Here is a 24,456-nt window from a genome sequence, read left to right as displayed (position 1 = left end):
TTTCTTAAAAAAGATAAAACAAACCAAATCAATGGGTTACAAATGTTTAAACATCAAAAAAAGGGCCAGTTGCATGTTCAACTGGCCCAAATGCTATTAAAATACGATGAGAATCAGGAAAAAGTTGCTACATATTCCATCACTTCAGACAATGATTTCTTGAAACTGATATTGGAGGGAACACGTTTCTTATAAGTCTGCGTCAGCAAACCTGAAACAATGATAGGTATGTCAGGCATGCGGTTATGAGCATTGATCAAAAACTTCTCAAAATTGAAATTATGTGCCACAGAAGTGAGGTGTGAGTACAGAAAATCAGGTTTCTTTAAATTCACTACATATTCCACATCCTTCAAAGGAACATTCGCACCCAAATAATACACTTTCACACCCCTGCTCTTTAGTAAGAAGTACATGAACAATAATCCCAACTCATGGTGTTCACCTTCTGGCAGGAATAACAAAGTTGTTTTATTGAGAGAAACATGACTGCTTACCCCTTCAATACCAATGATCAACTTTTGTCTAATGATATTAGTCACCAAATGCTCTTGAGCAGGATTCACATGATTGGTAAGCCAGAGAATACCGATCCGTTCTAAGAAAGGAAAAATGATCTGAGTGATCGTTCTCTCTACCCCTTTAGCCATGATATGATTATCCAACACGGTTTCAAAGTCTTCCATTCTGAGATCAACCATGCAGTGAATCAGATCATTCACAATACGTTCTTGCTGCGCTTGTGCTTGGGTCAATGAAAGAATTTTTTCTTTCATTTCTACCGGCGACATTCGATCAATATGGGAGATCTTGTACCCATACTTATTCAGTAAGGCAATATTCAATACTGTCTTCAACTCGTTATTGCTGTAATAACGAATATTGGTTTGCGTACGTTGTGGGTTCAAGAATCCATAACGCTGCTCCCAAATCCTGATCGTGTGGGCTTTGATACCGGTCAGGTTCTCCAAATCTTTGATGGTAAAAGCGTCCATACCTAAATAAACAGGCAGAAAGCTTTTTTGTTTAAAAGAAAAAGATTAAAACTTGATCAAATAAATGTTGAAGTTATTGATAACCAAACCCTTTTGAGGTTCAACAAAGTGTATATGAAGTGCTATTTGAGATTCATGAGGTAGTTCCCATAACCACTTTTTTCATATTGTGCTGCCAGCTTTTTCAGTTGTTCAGTATTGATATAACCCATTCGCCAAGCGACTTCTTCAATACAGCCGATCTTCTGACTTTGCCTCTTTTCAATCACACGTACAAACTCGCTGGCATCACTTAATGAATCAAATGTTCCGGTATCAAGCCAGGCAGTGCCCCTATTCATGATACCCACTTTTAATTTTCCTTGTTTCAAATATTCATTATTGACCGTTGTGATCTCATACTCGCCTCTACTTGAAGGCTGAATTGATTTTGCAATACCTACAACCGAATTATCATAGAAGTACAGTCCGGGTACTGCATAATTGGACTTAGGCTGTGTTGGTTTCTCTTCAATGGAAATGACTTTTTTATTGGCATCAAATTCCACCACGCCATAACGCTCAGGATCATTGACTTCATATGCAAATACAGCTGCGCCTTCAACATCGTTAAAGGATTGTACGAGCTGACTGAATCCGCTACCATAAAAAATATTATCCCCTAAGATCAAGGCAACTTTCTCATTTCCGATAAAAGATTCGCCGATTACAAATGCTTGTGCCAGTCCATTCGGTGTTGCTTGTACCGCATACTGAAAATCACATCCCAGCTCTTTTCCATCACCAAGTAATCTTTTGAACTGATCGCTATCTTCTGGTGTAGTAATGATCAATATCTCCCGAATGCCCGCTAACATCAATATAGAAAGCGGATAATAGATCATCGGTTTATCATAGATCGGCATTAACTGCTTACTGATTCCTTTAGTGATCGGGTATAACCTTGTTCCTGAGCCACCTGCTAGAATAATACCTTTCATACTTTAAAATTTTAAGGAGTCAGCGATTTCCTGAAAAGTAGGCAGAACCTTATCCTTATCAGATAAAATCAAATCTGTATCTGCCAGACGCCAATCAATTGACAATTGTTTATCGTTGAAAATAATACCTCTTTCGGATGCTTTGTGATAATAATTATCACATTTATAAAAAAAGACCGCTGTTTCACTCAATACCACAAATCCATGGGCAAAGCCTCTTGGAATAAATAATTGCTGATGATTATCTTCACTCAACTCAACTGAGAAAGATTTTCCGAATGTAGCAGCGTTCTTTCTAAGGTCTACCACCACATCCAAAACACTTCCTTGTAATACCCTTACCAGCTTAGCTTGAGCATGTTCACCTTCTTGAAAATGCAGTCCGCGCAAAACACCTTTTTGTGATTTAGATTGATTGTCTTGTACAAAATCAATATCAATTCCTGTCTCAGTTAAAAATGTTTTCCGATTAAAGCTCTCAAAGAAATATCCACGATGATCACCATGCAGGGTATCATGAATGAGATAACAATCGGCCAAAGGTGTTTTTTCAATTTTCATAGTTACCGATTACCGTACATGGATTCGTAATAATGTTGATAAGCGCCTGATGTAACATGTTGTAACCATTCTGTATTCTTCAAATACCAATCAATGGTCTCAGATAATCCTTCCTCAAAAGTTACGCTAGGCTCCCATCCGAATTGCTTGTTGATCTTGCTTGCGTCGATCGCATATCTTCTGTCATGTCCGGGTCTATCTTTTACATAAGTGATCAATTGCTCACTTTCTCCTTTTACTCTTCCTAATTTCTCATCCATCAATGCACACAGCAATTTAACCAGATCAATGTTTTTCCATTCATTAAACCCGCCAATATTATACGTTTCACCAGCTTTCCCCTGATGGAAGATCGTGTCAATGGCTCTTGCATGATCTTTTACATAAAGCCAATCACGGGTGTACAATCCATCACCATATACAGGCAAGGGTTTCTTCTCAAGGATATTATGAATGAATAAAGGAATCAGTTTTTCCGGAAAATGATTCGGCCCATAATTATTGGAGCAATTTGAAACGATCGTAGGCAGATGATAAGTCTCATGATAAGCTCTTACAAAATGATCCGATGAAGCCTTACTTGCTGAATAAGGTGATCTTGGATCATAGGCAGTAGTTTCTGTAAAAAATCCGGTATCACCTAAACTACCAAATACTTCATCTGTTGAAATATGATAAAACAGATGCCCTTCCATATTTCCTGACCAAAACTTTTTGGCAGTATTCAAAAGATTCACTGTACCGATGATGTTTGTATATACAAAATCTAATGGCGATAATATTGAGCGGTCTACATGTGACTCCGCCGCCAAATGAATCACATCGGTAATCTGATATTCATTAAAGATCTGCTCTAAAAGCGACGCATCTAATATATTAGCCTTTACAAAACGATAGTTTGACTTCTCTTCTACATCTTTCAGATTCTCCAGATTACCGGCATAGGTCAGTGCGTCCAGATTAACGATGGTATAGTCCGGATACTTATTGACAAATAATCGAATCACATGAGAACCAATAAATCCAGCACCACCGGTAATCAATATCTTTTTGCTCATATACGTTTTTACTGAATGGCTGCAAAATAAGCAAATGAGCCGATATCATTCAGTTACGGGTCATTTAGCTTAACACAAATTTCGCTTGTTGGGTAACTGATTGAATTCATGAAAGAATATCCCGTATTTATTATCTTTCACTCCCAAATAACTGCTATGAACCAACGTTACTACTCACTTGATGTTTTCCGTGGGGCTACCGTAGCCTTAATGATACTGGTGAATAACCCCGGAAGCTGGTCACATATCTATGGACCCCTCGAACACGCTCCCTGGCATGGTTGTACCCCTACCGATCTCGTCTTCCCTTTTTTCTTATTTGCAGTTGGTAACGCTATGGCTTTCGTAATGCCAAGGTTTGAGCAATCCGGACCTGCTTTGTTTTGGAAAAAAGTGATCAAAAGAACAGCGCTCATCTTTTTGATCGGTTTATTGTTGCATTGGAGTCCCTTTGTAAAATGGGAGGAGGATAACCTGGTTGCAAAAAGTCTTGACAATCTTCGCATCTTCGGTGTATTGCAGCGCATTGCACTTTGTTACTTCTTTGCTTCTATCATTGTATTTTATGGAAAAACAAAGGGTGCTTTTGTTATCAGCGGTATTCTCTTATTACTTTATTGGTTCATCACACTTTGGTTAGGCGCACCCGGAGATCCCTTTAGTTTAGAAGGATATTTTGGCACCGGTATCGATAAAGCTGTTTTAGGTGAAGCCCATATGTATAAGGGAGAAGGCGTTCCTTTTGATCCCGAAGGCATTACCAGTACCATGCCGGCTATTGTTCAGGTGGTATTTGGATTTATGGTAGGACAATACATTCAGCAAAAAGGTAAGAGCTATGAAATGTTAGCTAACCTAATGATCGCAGCGGTTGTATTGATCGTGGCCGGATTATGTTGGGATCTTGTATTCCCAATCAATAAAAAAATATGGACCAGTAGTTATGTCTTGTATACAACAGGACTCGCTATGCTTACCATCAGTGTATTGATCTATCTCATTGAATTCAAAGAGATCAAAGGAGCTTGGAGTAAATTCTTTGATGTATTCGGAAAAAATCCTTTGTTCATATTTGTATTGAGTGGTTTCTTACCCAGATTACTCGGACTGATTCGTTTTGCTGACGGAGAAGAAACTACCACACCGCTTTCATGGTTTTGGCATCATATCTGTAAGCCTATTTCAGATGATCTTAGAAACGGATCATTGTTATATGCATTACTAATGATCGTATTTTATTGGCTGATCGTTTATTGGATGGATAAGAAGAAATGGTATGTGAAAGTGTAGCTTATCCTTGATAGCTTATGGTTCATAGCTTTTAGTTAGCAGTAACAATGGGCGCTAGGTTGTGAACTATAAGCCATATATCATTAACGCAAGCGAGTGGCGGGATTTCCTGCATAAACACCCGGCTCTGTGATATCTTTTGTCACCACAGCCCCCGCACCTATTACAACGTGATCACAAATATTGACCGGAAGAATAGTTGCATTACTACCAATGCTAACATGATTGCCGACTACTGTCTTTTGCCATTTTGATACGTCTCCACCTGCAGGTTTACCATAGTGAAACTTATCATTCACAAACATGACACCATGGCCGATAAAGCAATCATGTCCTATGGTTACGAGTGAACAGATAAAACTGTGGGATTGCACTTTTGTTCTGCTGCCCACCACCACTTCTTTTTGAATTTCTACGAATGGTCCGATAAAGCATTCATCCCCAATCTCGCACTCATAAAGATTACAAGGTGCTACAATGGTTACCTGATCACCAAATTTTACATCCCGTACAGTTGATTGTATCGATTTAAATGTCATGGCTGATTAGGATTTTTTTCTTGCTGCAGCATACATACGCTCAATAAGCGCAATTGTATGCACACTCTCTTGAGGATCTACATAAAAGGGTTCTCCGAACTGTAAGGTACGTAGTATTGAATGATATACTTGTTGTAGTGACTGACGCGTATCTGTTGATCCTGAAATGATGGGAGTTGCTGTTTCTTGATATGTGATCTCATTCAAATAAGATCCTCCGATCTTTATCGTTCCCTTCTCTGCAATGATTACAACAGCCCCCTCCATATTTTTTTGATAGGTATTGGTTGAAAATTGTATGGCGCCAATGATACCATTTTCAAATTGTAACAATACCGCTCCTTCATCCTCTAATAATTCTGTTTGAGGGTGATTTATATTGTGCATGATCGCATTTACTTCTTTTACAGGTCCGAAATACCAAAGTAGGAGATCTATAAAATGACTGAACTGCGTAAATAAAACGCCCCCATCCATTGTTTTACTTCCATGCCAAGGATGTTGGTAATAAGTGAAATCCCGATGCCAAAAACAACTCACCTGAACACTAAACACTTTACCAAGTTCGCCAGTACGAATAGCCTGATGAACAGCCTGCACAGGTGCATTGAATCTGTTTTGTAAAACTGTAAACAAATTTCTTCCGGATTCAATTGAAGTCTCTATGAGCGCTAAAGCATCAGAAGATGTGAGGGCCATTGGTTTTTCAATCAAAACATGATATCCAGCCTTCAAACATAGTTGAGCCTGGGATGCATGTAATCCATTCGGGGTACAAATAACAACAACATCGATAGGCAGATTTGCTGCTAATAAAGATTCAAGAGAGGAGAAACAAAGTACATCACTTGAATGAACGAGAGATTTTGCTTGTTCCGGATCAACATCACAAACAGCCACTAAAGTTCCTATTGTATGAATTTGAGTCAGATGCTTTTTGGCGATCTGTCCACATCCTACTATAGCGAACTGTATTTTTTTCATCTTATGAAAAGATTGTTTCTGCTTTGATGATACTTTCAGGCTTACCAACATCAACCAAAACCGCTCCAGTATGATCATATCCAAGAATAGAATGCTTATCGCAGAGATCCAGATAAACATCTACCATGGAGAATTTTCCGGTACGTTCCATCAATGTCAACAGTGATGGATCAATGATATGAATACCACTAAAAGCCATTTGTTTGAGATCAGCGATCTTTTTTGAAATATCAACAGGCTTCTCTTCACCTGTCACAACATTACGCCAACCTTTTAACTGCTGTTGACCATCAAATAAAAAATAACGGGAAGTTGTTCTTTCTGAAATGGCAAGTGTAGCGAGTGGTTTATTTGATGTATGAGCCTGTATCATTGCATGCATGTCTAATGATGTGAGTATATCAACATTCATCAAAACAAAAGAAGAGGTTCCTTCAAAATACCATGCTGCTTTTTTTAGGCCACCTCCTGTTTCTAAGACCTCATCGGTTTCATCTGAAATCGTGATCTTACTTCCCCATCCGTTATTCTTTTGAACTGCCTCAATGATCTGATCAGCAAAATGATGCACATTCATCAAGACTTCAGTGATACCGAATTGTTGCAGGTACTCAATATTTCTTTGCAACAAACTTTTTCCATTCACTACTGCCAATGCTTTTGGATGATGGTCTGTCCATGGTTTCAAACGAGTACCCAAACCTGCCGCCAATATCATTGCTTTCATAAGATGCTTATTTAACCCAGTTCTCGCGATTGGTATGTTGTAATTCCACTTTCACTTTATACTTGTTTCGAAGATGTCGGGCCGTTTGTTCTGCAGCATACACACTTCTGTGCTGCCCCCCAGTACATCCGAAATTGATCATCAAGTGTTTGAAATCTCTTTTCAGGTAATCTTCTACCGTAATATCAATCAGATCCCACACACTATTCAGAAACTCATTCATTTTGGTCCGCTGCTCCAGAAAATCCTGAACCGGTTTATCCAAACCACTTAATTTTTTATAATCATCAAATCTTCCTGGATTGAGAATGCCGCGCATATCAAATACAAAACCTCCTCCATTTTCACTTTCATCAACAGGGATTCCTTTTTTATAACTGAAGCTACTGATCTGTATCACCAAGGGCGTCTGTGCGTTGGCCTGCGGTGGTTCAAAACGTGCGATCATTTCATCGGCTACAACCAATTTCAATACCCGGTCAAACTCCGGCGTGATGATCCCGATGCGTTTATGCTCGATAAAAAACTTAAGGTTTCGCAAAGCCAAAGGAATACTTGCCAAGAAGTGTGCTTTTCTTTCAAACAATCCTCGGAAACCATATGCCCCCATTACTTGTAATAAACGAATCAAAACATAACCATTGTATTGACTTACAAATGTGATCCGATCTACCGGCTCTTTCAACAATTGATCGATCTGATCCATGTAATATTCCAGTAAACTATTTTTCCATTCTTCGCTTAGTTCTGCTTTTGCCTGCCAGAGTAAAGAAGCCACATCATATTGAAGTGCTCCTTTCATTCCCCCCTGAAAATCAATAAAACTTACTTCTCCATCTTTCACAATGATATTCCTGCTCTGAAAATCTCGGAACATAAAATATTTGTACTGTGTATGGGTGAGATAAGTACTCAATGCTTCAAAATCATCCAGCATGGCTTGTTTATCGTAAGGAAGCTGAAGAGTATCGAGAAAATAATATTTGAAATACAACAGATCACTTAAAATAGCCTGTTTACCAAATTCCTTGGCTGTGATACACCAATTGTAATCAAGTCCTTTATCTCCTTTGATTTGAATTTGCGCCAGAGCAGCTAAACTTTTCTGAAACAACTGATACGGTATATCAGTATGCCCATGTTTTTCCAATTGATTCAACAACGATTCTGTACCTAAGTCTTCTTGGATATAGATCGTATTGTCTTCATTCACTCCCAATATTTCAGGAACAGGCAGATCGGCTTTCTTAAAATGTCTGCTGAACTGAATAAAAGTGTTTGTTTCCTTTTGATTGATGTTATAGGTAGCAATAAAACTTTCTGTACCGGCATAAATTCTGAAATAAACCCTGTCACTTCCACTCTGAGGTAATTTCTCAATACGATCAGCTGTTTGATTTTTTAATGAACTAAAAAGAGTATGGATACCTTGTATCACCGCTTCCATGTTGGCATTGATTTGTGGCGAAAATAGTGAATAGTCCATGGTCTATGCCTGATGAACCATGGATAATTATTTTTTTCTTGAAATATAATAGATCGGTACTCCTACAATGGTTATGAGTATCCCTAAAACAGAGTGAATAACCTGAGTTTGTCCATTCTGATAATGATGGATATCATTCATCAATGTAACGATCAGGAAAAAAGCAGTAAAAGCAACAAAGATTGCAGGCACAACAGGGTAGCCCCAAACTTTATAAGCCCTGTTTACATTTTTCATTTTTTTTCTCAGCAGGAAAACACCCAATGCACTCATGCCATAAAAAAACCAGCTCACAAAAATGAGAATATCTGTCAGCATATCAAATGAGCCACTGATGATCAGACAAATGGTCCATAGAGCATTGAGCCAAAGAGCATTACCGGGGGTCTTGTATTGCGGTTGCACTTTCCCTGCCCATGCGAATAATTTACTATTGTCTGCCATCGCAAAAGTAACCCTTGATGTAGCCAGTATATTGGCATTGGTAGTACCTAAAACAAACAGCATGACCATGAGTGTAATTAGTATGCCGCCTATACTTCCCCAGGCTATATTCGCTGCATCTGAAGCAATAAAAGAAGAAGCAGCTATTTGTTGAACAGGCATCAAGTATACAAATGCGAGGTTTACCAATACATAAACAACGATACAGAAACTTAATCCCATGAATAAACTCTGCGGGATATTTTTTTGTGGTTCTTTGATCTCACCGGCAACAAAAGAAATATTGTTCCATCCATCATAAGCCCAGAAGGCTCCTGCTAATGCAGCGATGTACGCACTCACCATCATCCAGCCGCCAGGCATTGATGAGGTGTTCTGTACAATATTAGAAGCCTCTCCTTTACCTGAGAAAAAAACACCGCCGATCAATAACACAATTGCTACTGCTTTCAAAGCGGTGAGAATACGTTGCACTCTTCCACCATACTGAACACTTCGATAACTGATGGCAGTAAATACGATGATCACAACAATGGTCAATAATTTCACCCCGATATTTTGTAAAGGGAAAAATGTTCCGATATAAGGAATGGATAAGGTGAAGGATTGTTCAGTAGCATTACTAAGTCTGGGTAAATCGATCAAATAACCCATGTATTGAGAGAATACATAAGCAATAGAAGCGTTGCCGGCAGTATTAAAAACAGCAAATGCAGCCCAGCCATATACAAAGGCAAAACTATGTCCATACATTTTTTGAAAAAAAACATACTGTCCTCCTGTTTCCGGAAACATAGCTGCCACTTCTGCATTGGACAATGCCCCAAATAAAGTAATGATCCCTGCAACCACCCAAACACTTAACAATAAAATCGGTGATTGCAACTGAGCCGCCATCAATGAAGGCTTCATGAAAATACCCGACCCGATGACCCCTCCTACCACTATAGCAATAGCAGTATTTCGATTGAGTTGGCGGATGAGTTTGGGCATATTTAAAGATAAGAGAGATTTGCCGAGAGTTGATAGGAAGCTTATGGCTAATGGATCATAGCATGTAGTTAATGGAGCAATACCGATTTGCCATGAACCATAAGCTAAAACAACTTCCCCTGCTCGCCAGGCCGCCTAAAACGTGTTGCATCTAGCTCCCATCGCTCTGCGTTGAGTTGATAGAGCTTGTTGTATTTGATGAATTGTTGTCGTACCATATCTGCAATCGGACCTTCGCCTCGCATTCTCACACCATAGCGACTGTCATTTACTTGTCCGCCATGTCCATTTTGTATCAGGTGCCATACTTTATCTGCCCTGTCTGGAAAATTTTTATAGAGCCAGTCATGAAAGATCAGTTTGATGGCACCATTCAGGCGAATGAATGTATACGCACTAAAGACCGCACCATGTTCGCTGGCAGCTTTCATGATACGTTGCATTTCATGATCATTCAAACCGGGTATCATTGGACCTAACATAACCCCCATTCTTACCCCAGCATCACTTAATTCCTTGATCACACGTAATCTTTGCTTTGCAGTTGTTGTTCTGGGCTCCATGGCTCTTCGCAGGTCTTCATCAAATGAAGTGATACTTACCAGTATACTCACTAAATTTTTTCCGGCCATTTCACGCAACAATTCCTTATCACGCAATATGCCTGCATTTTTTGTGATCATACCTACGGGCTGATTGAACTCATTACATACCTCTAACAGTTGTCTTGTTAATCTAAATTTTTTTTCTGCCGGTTGGTAACAATCTGTATTACCGCTTAAACTAATGGGTACCGGCTCCCAGTTTTTGTGCATCAAAAATTTTCGAAGCAGTTGCGGTGCATTTTTCTTGACGATGATCTTTCGCTCAAAATCCAATCCCGCACTATACCCCCAGTACTCATGTGCATTTCTCGCATAACAATAAATACAACCATGCTCACAGCCCTGATATGGATTCATGCTGTACCACATGCCTACATCAGGACTGTCTACTTTATTGACAATACTCTTGGCCTGATCTTCCAGATAAACAGTCTCTACATTGGGTTCTGTCCAGTCATCGATCCCTTCAATATGTTCCCTGATACGCTCATTTTTCAGGAAACGATTTCTCGGATTGAATTGTGCGCCACGCCCTTTGAGATAGGATGATTCCTCTTCCATAGCTTTTCTTTCTTCTCTTGTGATGAGATTTTTAAATTGTCAGACCGATCATTTCTCACCAATCAAAAAGTGAGTTTTGTTCAATGGTTTGCTTTTGTCCAAGTAGTTGGAATCGTTTTATTACTTCATACTTTTTCTCATCCATCTGTTTTCTCATCAACAATACATGATCGGCCATGAATCTGCCTGAAAACTCGCTGTTACTATATTCTAACCATCCCTTTTCATATTGCCAGGGTAATAATTTTCTTGCGATGGTCACATGTGGATCCATGATAAAATGAGGTTTATGCGCTTTATCTGTTTTGATCATTGGTTGTAATGGTCGTAATGATCTCACCAATTCAATGATCGGATTCTTGGTTTTCACCTGGATAAAAATGGTATGTGTTGGGAAGCTGCCAAAATCACTTAACTCTACCAGAAAAGGATCTGTACCGTTGATGATACGTTCCAATCTGGGTAACCATCTGCTTTCTGCCATTGTATATTGTAAACATCTGAGTAAAGTGATGTGAGGCTTTGAGTAGACTGCTGTTGGACAATCATACGTGTCTGCAAAATGTTGTTTCAACTGCAATATCTTTTGTTGCAGTGCCTCATTGGGTTCCAGTACCAACAAGTATTCAGAGAGATGATATCCATTTAAAGAAGTAAACATAGAAGATGCAAGTTTCAAGCTTCGAGATTCAAGAATGATTATTAAGCGGGCTGTAAGCGGAATACGTTGATCTGCCTGCCCGTTTCTTGTTCATGATTGCGTCTGACCAGTAAGAGTTCTTTTACTTCAAAAGAAAGATCCGTTTTTCGCGAAGCATATTCCGCTTCCAATGCACCAAACAAATGATCAGACACTTTTCCTGTTAAGGGTAAATAAGGATGCGTATATCTTTTAACAGGTGGACAATCATAACTTCTTACATACTGATCTACCACTTGCAATGCAGTAGCCAGTTCCTGAAAGGGCTCTTGCTCCTGTACACGCAGGTAGATCTGTCCGGATGATAAAGCCCCAAAACCAGACATACTGACCCTAAAGCTTTGTTGTGCACTAATGATGCGATGCATCCATCGGATAAGGGTAGATTCCATTTCTTCTCTTGCCATAAACTGTGCTACCATAATGCCGGTAGGTTGTGGTGGCAGAACGGTTTGGTATCTTCTTACCAAATACTGTTGCTCTGCATGGATGCCTGCACCGGTCATTGCATCGGGATACGCCATCAGTTGATAGCTATTCAATAAAGTGCCTGCCGTAGCTGTCCACCTTTCGCTGATTACAGTGTGTATTTCCATAAACAAAATTTTATCGTGTCAATTATTTTAGCATAAATTTACTAAAATATTTAGCTAAACAAAATTTATTTATATGGATGGGGAACAGTGGTACGGAGCCGCCTACAAAGGCTCCAAACAATACAGTCAGTGGGAAGTTCCTACTGCCAACGCCACCGGTTTTGGTGCCGCTGCAGATGATTATATGGAAAGAGGTATTGACCTCAATGAGCAACTCATCCGCAACAAACCGGCCACTTTTTTTTTCCGGATGAACAGCGAAGCCATGACAGGTGCCGGTATTTATCCGGGGGATATCCTGATCGTCGACAGAAGTATTCGTAATGCCAATGGGCGTATCATCGTTGCGATTCTGAATGGCGAATTATTGGTCAGAAGATTTCAGGATGCGTTCAATAAAAAAAGATTACTCGCCGAAAACAAAAAGTTCGGTGATATTGAACTGGATCCGTATGGAAGTTTTGCGGTATGGGGAGTCGTGACGTACAGCATTCATTCGATATAATCACCCCCTCCACGGATATGAAGGCAATAGTCGACTGTAATAGTTTTTACTGCTCCTGCGAGCGATTATTCAGACCTGAGCTGAAAAATCGCCCTGTAGTTGTATTGAGCAATAATGACGGTTGTATCATTTCACGCAGCGATGAAGCCAAACAATTGGGCGTAGAAATGGCCGGACCTTATTTCAAAGCCAAACCACTGATCGAAAAATATGGTGTGGCTACTTTTTCTTCCAATTACAACTTGTATGGCGATCTAAGTTGGCGTGTCATGGAAACATTACGTATGTCATTACCACCCGGTTGTGTGGAAGTGTATTCAGTGGATGAAGCTTTTCTCAACCTCGATCATATTGCACCGGAAAACTTAACAGCATTCACGATACAGTTAAGAGAAACCGTAGAAATGTGGACAGGCATTGCTGTATCTATCGGTGTAGCACCTACCAAAGTATTGAGTAAAGTAGCCAACCGGCTTGCGAAAAAAAACAAAGCTGTCACCAATTGTGTACTCGTGTTAGATACACCGCGTAAAATTGAACAGGCATTGAAAAAAACACCGATAGAAGATGTTTGGGGGGTGGGATATCAGTATGCCGTAAAACTTCAGCGCATGAATATTGCAACAGCCTATGACCTTAGTATCAAGGATATCAACTGGGCCGGTAAACAATTGGGGGGCGTTACAGGTGTGCGTTTGGTGAGAGAATTGAAAGGACTGATCAGCAGAGAGATGGAAGATGAAAGGATCAAGAAAAAAATGATTGCCACTACCCGAATGTTTGGCGCTCCGGTATCTGCTTTGAAAGACATCAAAGAAGCGGTGGCTACTTATACATCTCGTGCTGCTGAAAAACTACGCCGACAATACTCTGCAGCTAATACCATCAGTGTGTTTGTGGTTCCCAAACAACCTTCTACTGAACCTTATTTCAAACATGGACCTACCCTCAGCAGGTATACGATTTTACCTATTGCTACTTCTTTTACACAAGAACTGATCAAGCCCGCGATGGAACTGGTAGAACAATTGTATGAAGAAGGACAACTCTATAAAAAAGCCGGTGTGATCTTAAGTGGAATTGTACCGGATGATTCTGTTCAAGGTAATCTCTTCAAAACACCATCACAAAATCACAATCGACTGTTGATGGACATGATGGACAATGTCAACTTTGCCATGCGTGATGATATACTCAAGTTCGCATCCTCCGGCACCACCCGCAACTGGAAAATGCGCCAAGAATTACGCAGTCCACGTTATACAACGAGATGGGAGGAGTTGTGTGAAGTGGAGTGAGGAGTCCATGGTCGATGGCCCATAGTCTATAGTTAAGCAGGCATTTTTTCTACCATGGACTATGGACCATCAACCATAAACTATATACCAACCCCAGCCCTAAATGGATACTTCTCAAATAACTTCTTCATTGCCTTCCCGGCTGTATTGTTTTTTGTATCCGGTTTTTCGGGAACTATTCCTGACATCGATCCTTGCCAGATCATTTTATTTCTGGCTGTTTCTACAATATGCAATGTCAATGTGCCTTCTTTATAGCGGCCTACTTCTATCTCTTCACTTTTCCATGTGTAATTCCGTTGTCCCATGTACGTAAACCGACCATCATTTTGCCAATTCGTTTGACGGGTTTGAATCTGTTGTTTGACCAGTATACCAATATTGATGAGTAGATCCGGACGAGTAGGTACAAACTGATACCCCCTCGCATTCATTTCTGCTTTGATGACATTCTTCAAAATTTCAACTCGTAATTGAAACGTGGCGCTATTGGTATCACCTGCAGCGGTAAATTCATAAAATCCATACGTTTTGTAGGATGCAGGTGTAGCATCAGTGGCAGCATCTGTATTAAATACACGAGTCGTAGAACACTGCGTAAAAATCAACACAGTGAAGACTAGCACTATTAGTTGTTTCATAGATCAGCTTTTAGGAAAGGTATAGCGATCGATCTATTGAAAGAATGATATTGGTCATGTCGCACTTCAGAACAAGGACTGCTGCTGCTGCACAAATACCGGCTTTTGCAGGTCAAGCCCACAGGTGGCATTGAGCTTATCTACCATATACACTGTAAGCTCAGGAGAAAACGCTTCATCATGCATATGCATAAAGAAATAGATCTCTTCAATGCCTTGCTCAATCCAGTAGCGCATTCGATCGATCCATGCATCTACTCGGGTGTAATCAGTCGAATGCAAACTATTACCCACATAACGAATAAAAGTTTTGGGAACGGTCAGGTGCATGTGTGCGCAATCTCTTCTACCACTGGTATCTGTGATCACAGCACCGATATTCATTTCTTTGAGTTTCGCAAATAATTCTTCGCTGATATCCGGTTTTGTAAACCAATCGGGATGACGCACTTCCATGAAGAATTGCATATCAGTAGGTAGTGATCGGAGAAAATCGTACAACTCTTCTTTTCGTTTTGGAGAAAAACTATCACTCACCTGTACAAACACCGGACCTAGGTGTTCTTTGAAAGCAATGATGCCGCGTAAAAATTCAGTAGTAATAAAATCTTTGCCTTTCAGATTTCCACGATGGGTAACGCCCTGGTACATTTTCGGACAAAATTTAAAATCCTTTCCTTCAGCCTTGGCTGCCCATTTTTCAATACCTGTTGCTCCATACACTTTGTAATGGGTGGCATTCAGCTCGATGCTATTGTAATGTTTTACATAATGCTCCAGAAAATCTTTTTCCTTGGTTTTGGGTGGATAGATCTTTCCTATCCATTCGGTACGTCCCCATTTAGCACAGCCTAAGTATACTTTAGGATGTTTTTGTTGCTTACCTTTCAATACATATTGATTGAATGCAGGCTCGGCAGATAGTGTAAAATCGATCGTATTCAATTCCGATTCGGGTACGCGGCCAAATTCCATGGCAATGAATTTTATACAAAGCTAATTGGTTTGCGGGCTTATTAATTTGATCAACACTTGAAATAAATAGTAAACCGATCCTACTAATAAATAAAAAAAGAACCCTTACAATATATTCAACCCTCGCCCGTCTACCCATTTGTATGGATCAGGCATGGCAACTACCGGCTAACATGAGCGACTCGCGCGGCAAGCATATCACCGAGGTCATCAATACCTACAGTAAGCGATTGATGGGGTTTATCCGTAAACGGGTGAGCAGTGAGGCCGATGCGGAAGATATTCTCCAGGATGTCTTCTATCAATTCATTGGGAATACCACCCCTATTGAACAACTGACCAGTTGGCTGTTCACGGTTACCCGGAATAAGATCACCGATAAACAAAGGAAGAAAAAGCCTGAATTATTAGAAGACCTCTATGTATCCAATGATGATGAAGGATTTGAATGGTCAGATCTTTTCTTTGATGATAAGAACAACCCCGAATCAGAATACATGCGTTCTTTATTTTGGGATGCCCTATACACAGCCTTGAATGAATTACCTGCTCCGCAGAGAGATGCTTTTGTATTGAATGAAATTGAAGGCATTCCTTTTAAAGAAATTGCGGAACAAACGGGTGATACCATCAATACCCTGATCAGCCGAAAACGTTATGCAGTACTGCATCTGCGTGAACGACTAGGCAGTTTGAAAAATGAATTATTGAACCACTCATAAACAGAACATGATGAATAAGAAATTTTGGATCAAAAAAATAGTAGGGTTTAGCATCCTTGCCATCGCAGGAATAGCCTTACTCACCTGGGTGGTAATGTTATTGTGGAATGGCGTACTGGCTGAAGTCGTATCCGTTTCCACCGTTACCTACTGGCAGGCATTGGGTTTACTCGTATTAAGTAAAATATTGTTTGGCGGCTTTCGTGGTAAGGGTGGCGATTACAAAAAACGCTGGAAAGAAAAGATGGAAGCCAAATTGGAAGGATTGAGTCCGGAAGAAAGAGAAAAAATAAAAGAGGAATGGCGCAACCGATGCAACATGTGGAAGCGAAATAGTGTCGAACCAGATGCCTAAAACAGATATACGACCATAACCTAACAACTGTAAGCATGCAAGTTCTTGTTTTTAAAACCAACCTGGAAGATCAAAGCCAGCTCCTTCATGCAGGGCAATTATTGCATCCCATTAGGGGCATACATCGGTGGAACGTAGATATGCATGATATTGACAATATTTTGAGAATAGAAGCAGATACGACTTTATCGCCCCGGATCATTGAAAACACCCTTCAAAACGCCGGTTTACGATGTGAAGAACTGACCGATTGATCACATCATTTCCAACTATTCTGCGATTATTCGAAAAATAACGACGGTAAATTCTTTCAACCCCTTATTTTTGCGCAATTTGTCGCAAATGAGCCATCCTACCTTATCATCCAACGAATCAATTCCTTCCGGTAAAAAAAAGATCATTGTTTTAGGCAGTGGACCTAACCGTATCGGACAAGGTATTGAATTTGATTATTGTTGTGTACATGGTCTTTTGGCCATTAAAGAATGTGGTTACGAAGCCATTATGGTGAACTGTAACCCCGAAACAGTCTCCACAGATTTCGATATGGCCGATAAGCTGTATTTCGAACCGGTTTTCTGGGAGCACCTGTGGGAAATCATTGAACTGGAACAGCCTTATGGTGTGATCGTTCAGTTGGGCGGACAAACAGCTCTCAAACTGGCGAAGCGTTTACACCAGAAAGGTATCCGCATCATCGGTACATCATTCGACAGCATGGATATCGCCGAAGACCGTGGTAGATTCAGTGATCTCTTAAAAGAACTCAATATTCCTTATCCTGAATATGGTACCGCTTACACTGCTGAAGAAGCTATTGAAGTGGCGAATAAAGTTGGGTATCCCGTTCTGGTACGTCCAAGCTATGTATTGGGCGGACAAAGAATGCGTATTGTGATCAATGATGAAGAGGTAGAGAAAGCTGTAATTAGCTTATTGAAACATATTCCCGGTAACACCATCCTGATCGATCATTTCTTAGATCGTTGTCAGGAAGCAGAAGTAGACGCCATTTTTGATGGAGAGAATTTCCATATCATGGGTGTGATGGAACATATTGAACCGGCTGGTATCCATAGCGGCGATAGTAATGCCGTGCTACCTGCTTTCAATCTTACACCATTGGTTGTTGAGACGATGGAATATTACAGTGAAAAAATTGCGAGAGCTCTCAATATCAAAGGATTGATCAATATTCAATTTGCGATCAAAGATGGTAAAGTGTATGTGATCGAAGCCAATCCAAGAGCTTCTCGTACCACTCCATTCATCGCAAAAGCATATCAGATCCCTTACTTGAATATTGCTACCAAAGTAATGTTAGGTGCGAATAAACTCACCGATTTCACCATGGAGAAAAAACTGGAAGGGTATGCGATCAAAGAACCTGTTTTCAGTTTTGAAAAATTCCCCGGTGTCAACAAAGAACTGGGACCTGAAATGAAAAGTACCGGTGAAGCCATTCGTTTCATCAAAGATCTGAGAGATCCTTACTTCAGAACCTTGTACAAGGAAAGAAGTATGAATCTTTCAAAATAACAAGTATAAACACGTAGTATTCTTACTTGAATAGACAGACCGCGTTTCACGACGCGGTCTTTTCATGTAGGTTTAAACATGCGTGTTTCCTCTATTCCTTTTTTCAGAAAAGTTCCCTTCGTTCGGATACTGCCTCCTTTTATAGCGGGCATTCTGATCCAATACTACTTCCCGCATACATTCGTTCTGCCACTGGTTATTCTTCTTATCTCGCTACTACTGCTTCTCCTTCATACATTCACTAGTATAAGATTGAAATTTCGCTTTCGAAGACTGACAGCAACACTTTTATACACCTGTTTATTTTGCTTAGGCTCTATTCTTACCAGAGAAAGAAATATTCGTTATCAAAAAGATTGGATAGGTCAATACAACATCAAAAAACAAGCGCTTGTATTGCAGTTTACAAGTCAGCCGATCGAAAGAGATAAAACATGGAAGATCGAAGCTACGGTACTCGCTATTCAGGATAACCAAGTGTGGCAGAAAGCTTCTGGCAAAATTTGGTTATACATCCATAAACAGCTAAAGGGATTAGAGAAAGACCAGTGGATCATTACTCGCAAATCGTTGCAACCTATCAATCGAATACAAAATCCCGGAAGCTTTGATTATGCCGCACATTGTGCCAGACAAGGTATCTATCACAGCTTGTACCTTGAAGAAAAAGATTTTTATGTGATCAAAAGAGTGACTGATACAAGGAACCTACTGATCCGAGCACAAGAATATGTCAGAACTGTTTTTCACAAATACATCCCAGGACAACAAGAAAAAGCGATTGCAGAGGCGTTGGTGATTGGTTATAAATATGATCTGGAAGATGATCTTTTACAAGCCTATAGTAATACCGGTGTAGTACATGTGATTGCGGTCAGCGGTATGCATTTAGGATTGATCTATGGCTTTCTCCTACTACTCACAAAATTCCTCCAACGCAATCTGATTTCCAGATGGATCAGAGCAATATTGATATTACTGTTCATTTGGGTGTTCACAGGTTTAACAGGTGCAGGTCCATCAGTATTAAGAGCTGCGGTCATATTTTCTCTCATGATATTGGGTGAATTATTACTGCGTAAGAACAATACCTATAACACACTTGCTGTTTCTGCTTTTTTATTGCTTGTCATCAATCCATTTTATTTATGGGATATCGGATTTCAGTTATCCTATCTGGCAGTATTGAGTATTGTTTGGATATCAGGTCCGCTTTACAGATCGGTATACATCTCATTTCGTCCGATTCGTTATCTATGGCAATTGACCGCTGTCACTCTCAGCGCTCAGGTACTAACAACCCCGGTTATTGTATATCACTTTCATCAATTTCCCAATCTTTTCCTCCTCACCAACTTACTCATCGTGCCTTTATCTGGTTTGGTGATGTATGGCTGTATTTTTCTATTACTCATCTCTCCATTACATGATATAGCAAGACTTTCAGGTTTAGTGATTCAAAAAATATTAGCGATCATGAATCAATGTATTCGCATTTTTGACCAACTAGACTTTGCAGTCACAAACCATATCGATCTTCATTTGATTCAAGTCTTACTGTATTATATCATAGTAGCAGCCATCGGTTGTAGAATTGTGTATAAGAGGTCCCAATGGACGATGATCGCGATGTGTAGCGCTATTGTGATCGTGGCTTTTCATAGCTATCGTCAAATTAATATCCGGGATACCGTTCGGCTGGCTGTGTATCAAATGGGTGCACAAACGGTGACCGACATCGGCAGCAGTGGGCATTATTTTTCATGGGTCAGCGGCAATACGGACCAAGCAGCAAGATTTCTCTCAAGTGCTCGAACCAAACTTGGTTTTGTGCAATCTCATGGAACAGTATCAACCAAACAATATCCGGTTGTTTCAATGAAGGGGCATCATTGGGTCTTTACAGGTGAAGTGCCAGGTCATGGATCTTTCCCGGTTGATATTGTCGTGATACAAAAAGGTTCTTTTTTGAATATGAGTGATTTACACCGTGTTTTCAAAGCCCGGCAATACATATTTGACGGAAACAATGCTTTGTGGAAAATCCGAAAGTGGAAAAAAGAGGCAGACAGCCTACATTTGCGCCACCATTCGGTACCTGAACAAGGTGCTTTTGTAATGGAGTACTGACGATTGCGCCAACCATTCACTCATACCGCCGGAATCCCGGTGATAAATAGAACTGTTCATCATGCAAAAGAAGATCCAATCTGCACTCATTTCCGTTTTTTACAAAGATGGCCTTGAACCTTTGGCCAAACGCCTTCAGGCAGAAGGTATCACGATTTATTCTACCGGTGGTACACAACAATTTTTAGAAGGTTTAGGGGTTCAATGTGTTGCAGTGGAAAGTCTGACCACTTACCCCTCTATTTTAGGCGGAAGGGTAAAAACATTGCACCCTGTTGTGTTTGGCGGTATTCTGGGTCGCAGATATGAGGTGCAGGATTTGGAAGAGATGAAACAATACAGTATTCCGGAGATCGATCTGGTGATCGTAGATCTGTACCCTTTTGAAGAAACATTAAAAAACACCAGTGAAGAAAAAGCGATCATCGAAAAGATCGATATCGGCGGTCCATCCATGATACGCGCTGCCGCTAAGAATTTTAAAGATGTAGTTGTGATTGCTGCTAAAGATGATTACGCAGTACTGGAGACAATCCTGGCTGACCAAAAAGGCGCTACAACCATCGAGCAACGAAAAGCATTTGCCGCCAAAGCATTTGAAGTAGTGATGCATTATGATATTGCTATTAGTAATTACTTCAATCCCGGACATCAGCAAGCTTTGCGTTATGGTGAGAACCCACACCAACAGGCTATTTTCCATGGTGATCTTACACAATTATTTGATCAGTTGAATGGTAAAGAGCTTTCTTACAATAACCTGGTAGATGTGGATGCAGCTGTGCAATTGATCGGAGAATTTACAGATACCACATTTGCTATCATCAAACACACCAATGTATGCGGCATTGCTGCACGTGCTACCGTGAAAGAAAGCTGGGACGCTGCTTTGGCAGGTGATCCGGAAAGTGCATTCGGTGGTGTTCTGGTAACCAATGGCACAGTAGATAAAGCAACTGCCGATGCGATCAACGAAATTTTCTTTGAAGTACTCATCGCTCCTTCTTTTGATGCTGATGCATTGGAAGTATTAAAAAGTAAAAAGAATAGAATTTTATTACAGCTTAAACCCGGTACTCCTGCATTGAAAGCACCATCTAAATCGATCTTGAATGGAGTGTTGGAACAGGGTGCTGATGAAGGAAATTTTGAAAAATGGGAAGAAGTAGGCGGAAGAACTACCACTTCTTCTGAACAAGAAGATCTCCGCTTTGCCAACCTTGTATGCAAACACTTAAAGAGTAATGCCATTGCTTTAGTAAAAAACAAGCAATTGGTTGGAAAAGGATGCGGACAAACCAGTCGAATAGATGCACTGCGACATGCTATTGAAAAAGCACATCAGTTTCAGTTCGATCTAAAAGGAGCAGTGTTGGCATCAGATGCATTTTTCCCATTCAATGACTGTGTTCAGATCGCACATAAAGAAGGAATTGAAGTATTCATTCAGCCCGGAGGTTCAGTAAGAGATAAAGACAGTATTGCCTATTGCGTTGAACACCAACTGGCAATGGTAATGACGGGTATGCGTCATTTCAGACATTGATCATGACGATAAAACAAAAAGCATATATCGGTTTAGTAGCTACCAGTATCCTGTGGGGCACTAGTTGGGTTGCCAGTAAAATCGCTGTTCAACAAGGTGTACCCGGATTAGAAGTAGCAGCTATTCGTCAGTTTTTAGGTGGCAGTTTATTTGTACTATTCTTCCTCATCAGAGGAGAAAAGTTTCCCACCCCCAAACAACTGCTTTGGCTGACCGGAATGGGTATGCTTTTATTCGTGATCGCTAATGGATTTGCCACTGTTGCATTGTTATACATCCCCAGTGGATTGGCTGCTTTGATCGCTGCACTTTACCCTTTGTCGGTAGTGGTCATTGAAAAACTGTTCTTTAAGAATACCAAGATCACGGCCATTACTTTTATTGGGATGTTATTAGGCATCACCGGCATCGGCTTTGTTTTTTATGATAACGCTTTTCACAATTATACAGAAGGCTATATCTGGGGATTATTACTATCAGTGATCGCCATGCTGAGCTGGAGTGTAGGAACGATCATCATTGCAAGAAACAAAGTAAAAATGAATGCCTATAATGCTACAGGCTGGCAAATGTTGATGGGTTCTTTTGTACTGATGATCATGGTGCTTGTTTCAGGTAAAAGCGTTCCTATTACCAGCGTCCCTGTAAATACTTGGCTGGCCATCTCATACCTGGTGCTTGCAAGTTCTATCGTTGCGTTTGTTGCCTTCATCTATACCATGAAACATCTTGAGCCAGCCATTGCATCTTTATATGCATATATCAATCCACTGGTTGCTATTTTATTAGGCACACTGATCACGAATGAAAAATTAACGATCAATATTTTCATTGGCTCATTGATCACACTGATAGGAGTGTTTCTTGTAAATAGAAGTCTGAAAAAACAAAGAGAACAAGCACTGACCGATCCGGATGCCATGTAAGATCAACAGTACTTCTTTAAAAAATCCTCATACAATTGTCTCCAGATCATCCATTCGGACTGCTCTGCTAAAAAATGATTGTGGAGTATGAAAGAAAACGTTCCGTTCACTTTTTTAACCGTTTCATATAAACCACTCATTCGCTCCATTGCCATTTCTGCATTGAGTCGCTCATGAAAAATTGCAGTGCTATCCATATAGCAAAATGGATGTATGCGTAAGTTAGTAGTTTGCTCATTCAACAGATCATACCAGTAAAAAGAATGAGCTATGGATGCCCTAAAACCATTGACAGCTCCGTATCCCATAGAATAATCGTGTAAAATACCTGACTGTATCAATCTTCGATATGTATCCGGAAAATCCATGATGACATAATGCTGCCTTGATCTTTCGATCTTTTGATCTGCATGGTATTGCAGCAGTTGACATTCTCGATTAAGGCGGTCTATATCGGAATTACTTTGTGCGGAAGGATGAATACCGATCGTATACTTTCCGGCATGCCTAGATATGAGTTGTTGCATACCCCTGGTATACGGATCTATATTCTTATCAATAGAATTCCTTTTCTCAGCCATCAGAAAAAAATAGATCGGATCAAGCTGATATTGGATATGCAATGCATCTAGCCAATCATAGATATCATAACTATCTTTTTGTTTTCCTGACAATACCTTCATCCTTGTGGTGACATGATCGAATTGTCCTTGAAACAGATCAAAAAAATAGCCACGAATATTTCTAAAAGGCGATAACCATAAATACCGATAGGCTTGATCAATATCATAAGTAGGTTCTATCGAAAAGATCCGTATGGGTAAATGCCATGATGATTGTTGTTGCTTAAGAACCAACTCTAATTGTTTCATCCATAGATCCAAAACCGGCTGATCCAGGAATTGATATTTCCATGCTATACTGTTGGTATAAGCATAACGTCCGTATGGATCTTTTTCATGGGGAAGATATTCTTCATAGCGAGACAATACATAAAATGCAGCTGAAAAAATATCAAAGGGTATCGATCCTTTTGTTGAGAAGAAAACCGGTAGTTGTTGCCAGTATGTTATTTCGATGGATTGATCCCGAATATTTTTCTCTTGCAGCAATCCTGAAGGAATGATCCACAATTCAGAATCAATCATCTTAGTGTTAGAATAATTGATCTTTACACCGATTGTATCATGGTATTCTTCTATCGAAGTAGTAATACCGGCTGATCCCTCAAACAGATGTGCAACAATATATTGCAGACGTGGGCTAATATGTGGCGTATATATAACCGTCACAATAATTT

24 protein-coding genes are annotated in these 24,456 nt (G+C 40.1%); 9 read left to right on the top strand and 15 right to left on the bottom strand.

Going from position 1 to position 24,456, the window contains the following annotated elements; all coding sequences use genetic code 11:
- Positions 1 to 113 precede the first annotated feature (113 nt).
- The 4 genes from ABXG83_RS11990 to rfbB all read right to left on the bottom strand — a co-directional run bounded on the left by ABXG83_RS11990 (position 114) and on the right by rfbB (position 3,594).
- Complete coding sequence (locus ABXG83_RS11990; RefSeq protein WP_353549107.1) at positions 114 to 995, bottom strand: MerR family transcriptional regulator; 882 nt, start codon at positions 993 to 995, stop codon at positions 114 to 116.
- Positions 996 to 1,117: 122 nt separating this feature from the next.
- A complete protein-coding gene (gene rfbA, locus ABXG83_RS11985) occupies positions 1,118 to 1,975 on the bottom strand; it encodes a glucose-1-phosphate thymidylyltransferase RfbA (protein WP_353549106.1) in 858 nt (285 codons plus the stop codon).
- 3 nt (positions 1,976 to 1,978) lie between these two features.
- Positions 1,979 to 2,536 carry a dTDP-4-dehydrorhamnose 3,5-epimerase gene (gene rfbC / locus ABXG83_RS11980; protein WP_353549105.1) on the bottom strand — a complete coding sequence of 186 codons (558 nt, stop codon included), beginning with the start codon at positions 2,534 to 2,536 and terminating at the stop codon, positions 1,979 to 1,981.
- 2 nt (positions 2,537 to 2,538) lie between these two features.
- Positions 2,539 to 3,594: a dTDP-glucose 4,6-dehydratase gene (rfbB, locus tag ABXG83_RS11975; RefSeq protein WP_353549104.1), complete on the bottom strand. Its 1,056-nt coding sequence runs from the start codon at positions 3,592 to 3,594 to the stop codon at positions 2,539 to 2,541.
- A gap of 156 nt (positions 3,595 to 3,750) precedes the next feature.
- Between rfbB and ABXG83_RS11970 the strand changes: the two genes are divergently transcribed.
- Positions 3,751 to 4,884 (top strand): DUF5009 domain-containing protein, encoded by a 1,134-nt coding sequence (locus ABXG83_RS11970; RefSeq protein ID WP_353549103.1) that lies wholly within the window; start codon positions 3,751 to 3,753, stop codon positions 4,882 to 4,884.
- A gap of 83 nt (positions 4,885 to 4,967) precedes the next feature.
- Here the strand turns inward: ABXG83_RS11970 and ABXG83_RS11965 are convergent, their stop codons facing one another.
- The 8 genes from ABXG83_RS11965 to ABXG83_RS11930 all read right to left on the bottom strand — a co-directional run bounded on the left by ABXG83_RS11965 (position 4,968) and on the right by ABXG83_RS11930 (position 12,519).
- Positions 4,968 to 5,423: an acyltransferase gene (locus ABXG83_RS11965; protein ID WP_353549102.1), complete on the bottom strand. Its 456-nt coding sequence runs from the start codon at positions 5,421 to 5,423 to the stop codon at positions 4,968 to 4,970.
- 6 nt (positions 5,424 to 5,429) lie between these two features.
- Positions 5,430 to 6,407 carry a Gfo/Idh/MocA family oxidoreductase gene (locus ABXG83_RS11960; protein ID WP_353549101.1) on the bottom strand — a complete coding sequence of 326 codons (978 nt, stop codon included), beginning with the start codon at positions 6,405 to 6,407 and terminating at the stop codon, positions 5,430 to 5,432.
- Position 6,408: 1 nt separating this feature from the next.
- Positions 6,409 to 7,134 (bottom strand): sugar phosphate nucleotidyltransferase, encoded by a 726-nt coding sequence (locus tag ABXG83_RS11955; protein ID WP_353549100.1) that lies wholly within the window; start codon positions 7,132 to 7,134, stop codon positions 6,409 to 6,411.
- Positions 7,135 to 7,141: 7 nt separating this feature from the next.
- Entirely contained in the window at positions 7,142 to 8,620 is a 1,479-nt protein-coding gene (locus tag ABXG83_RS11950; protein WP_353549099.1) for an RNase adapter RapZ, read from the bottom strand.
- A 27-nt stretch (positions 8,621 to 8,647) separates the two neighbouring features.
- Positions 8,648 to 10,057: an amino acid permease gene (locus tag ABXG83_RS11945; protein ID WP_353549098.1), complete on the bottom strand. Its 1,410-nt coding sequence runs from the start codon at positions 10,055 to 10,057 to the stop codon at positions 8,648 to 8,650.
- Between the two features lie 104 nt (positions 10,058 to 10,161).
- Complete coding sequence (locus ABXG83_RS11940; protein ID WP_353549097.1) at positions 10,162 to 11,223, bottom strand: PA0069 family radical SAM protein; 1,062 nt, start codon at positions 11,221 to 11,223, stop codon at positions 10,162 to 10,164.
- A 55-nt stretch (positions 11,224 to 11,278) separates the two neighbouring features.
- A complete protein-coding gene (locus tag ABXG83_RS11935; RefSeq protein ID WP_353549096.1) occupies positions 11,279 to 11,884 on the bottom strand; it encodes a 2'-5' RNA ligase family protein in 606 nt (201 codons plus the stop codon).
- 41 nt (positions 11,885 to 11,925) lie between these two features.
- Positions 11,926 to 12,519 carry a 2'-5' RNA ligase family protein gene (locus ABXG83_RS11930; protein ID WP_353549095.1) on the bottom strand — a complete coding sequence of 198 codons (594 nt, stop codon included), beginning with the start codon at positions 12,517 to 12,519 and terminating at the stop codon, positions 11,926 to 11,928.
- Between the two features lie 73 nt (positions 12,520 to 12,592).
- Here ABXG83_RS11930 and umuD point away from each other — a divergent pair, with 73 nt between their 5' ends.
- The gene (gene umuD / locus ABXG83_RS11925; RefSeq protein ID WP_353549094.1) at positions 12,593 to 13,024 is read left to right on the top strand and encodes a translesion error-prone DNA polymerase V autoproteolytic subunit; all 432 of its coding nucleotides are present in this window, start codon (positions 12,593 to 12,595) and stop codon (positions 13,022 to 13,024) included.
- Positions 13,025 to 13,041: 17 nt separating this feature from the next.
- The gene (locus ABXG83_RS11920) at positions 13,042 to 14,322 is read left to right on the top strand and encodes a Y-family DNA polymerase (protein ID WP_353549093.1); all 1,281 of its coding nucleotides are present in this window, start codon (positions 13,042 to 13,044) and stop codon (positions 14,320 to 14,322) included.
- Positions 14,323 to 14,402: 80 nt separating this feature from the next.
- On the opposite strand, the gene ABXG83_RS11915 is transcribed toward ABXG83_RS11920, so the two are convergent.
- Together ABXG83_RS11915 and ABXG83_RS11910 are read right to left on the bottom strand one after the other, a co-directional pair.
- Positions 14,403 to 14,963 (bottom strand): DUF4136 domain-containing protein, encoded by a 561-nt coding sequence (locus ABXG83_RS11915; protein ID WP_353549092.1) that lies wholly within the window; start codon positions 14,961 to 14,963, stop codon positions 14,403 to 14,405.
- A 66-nt stretch (positions 14,964 to 15,029) separates the two neighbouring features.
- Positions 15,030 to 15,938, bottom strand: a complete 909-nt coding sequence (locus ABXG83_RS11910) for a DUF72 domain-containing protein (protein WP_353549091.1) — start codon at positions 15,936 to 15,938, stop codon at positions 15,030 to 15,032.
- 173 nt (positions 15,939 to 16,111) lie between these two features.
- Here ABXG83_RS11910 and ABXG83_RS11905 point away from each other — a divergent pair, with 173 nt between their 5' ends.
- From ABXG83_RS11905 to ABXG83_RS11880, 6 genes are all read left to right on the top strand, one after another.
- Positions 16,112 to 16,660, top strand: a complete 549-nt coding sequence (locus ABXG83_RS11905) for a sigma-70 family RNA polymerase sigma factor (RefSeq protein ID WP_353549090.1) — start codon at positions 16,112 to 16,114, stop codon at positions 16,658 to 16,660.
- Between the two features lie 10 nt (positions 16,661 to 16,670).
- Positions 16,671 to 17,015, top strand: a complete 345-nt coding sequence (locus ABXG83_RS11900; RefSeq protein ID WP_353549089.1) for a hypothetical protein — start codon at positions 16,671 to 16,673, stop codon at positions 17,013 to 17,015.
- Between the two features lie 342 nt (positions 17,016 to 17,357).
- A complete protein-coding gene (locus tag ABXG83_RS11895) occupies positions 17,358 to 18,554 on the top strand; it encodes an ATP-grasp domain-containing protein (RefSeq protein WP_353549088.1) in 1,197 nt (398 codons plus the stop codon).
- 78 nt (positions 18,555 to 18,632) lie between these two features.
- Positions 18,633 to 20,684: a ComEC/Rec2 family competence protein gene (locus ABXG83_RS11890; RefSeq protein ID WP_353549087.1), complete on the top strand. Its 2,052-nt coding sequence runs from the start codon at positions 18,633 to 18,635 to the stop codon at positions 20,682 to 20,684.
- A gap of 61 nt (positions 20,685 to 20,745) precedes the next feature.
- Positions 20,746 to 22,230, top strand: a complete 1,485-nt coding sequence (purH, locus tag ABXG83_RS11885) for a bifunctional phosphoribosylaminoimidazolecarboxamide formyltransferase/IMP cyclohydrolase (protein WP_353549086.1) — start codon at positions 20,746 to 20,748, stop codon at positions 22,228 to 22,230.
- A gap of 2 nt (positions 22,231 to 22,232) precedes the next feature.
- Entirely contained in the window at positions 22,233 to 23,156 is a 924-nt protein-coding gene (locus tag ABXG83_RS11880) for an EamA family transporter (protein ID WP_353549085.1), read from the top strand.
- Between the two features lie 2 nt (positions 23,157 to 23,158).
- Here the strand turns inward: ABXG83_RS11880 and ABXG83_RS11875 are convergent, their stop codons facing one another.
- On the bottom strand, positions 23,159 to 24,448 hold the full coding sequence (locus ABXG83_RS11875) for a polysaccharide deacetylase family protein (RefSeq protein WP_353549084.1): 1,290 nt from the start codon (positions 24,446 to 24,448) through the stop codon (positions 23,159 to 23,161).
- Between the last annotated feature and the right edge of the window lie 8 nt (positions 24,449 to 24,456).

Source organism: Sediminibacterium sp. KACHI17, assembly GCF_040362915.1.
Taxonomy (GTDB): Bacteria; Bacteroidota; Bacteroidia; order Chitinophagales; family Chitinophagaceae; genus Sediminibacterium.
This window is presented reverse-complemented; position numbering and strand designations above follow the sequence as displayed.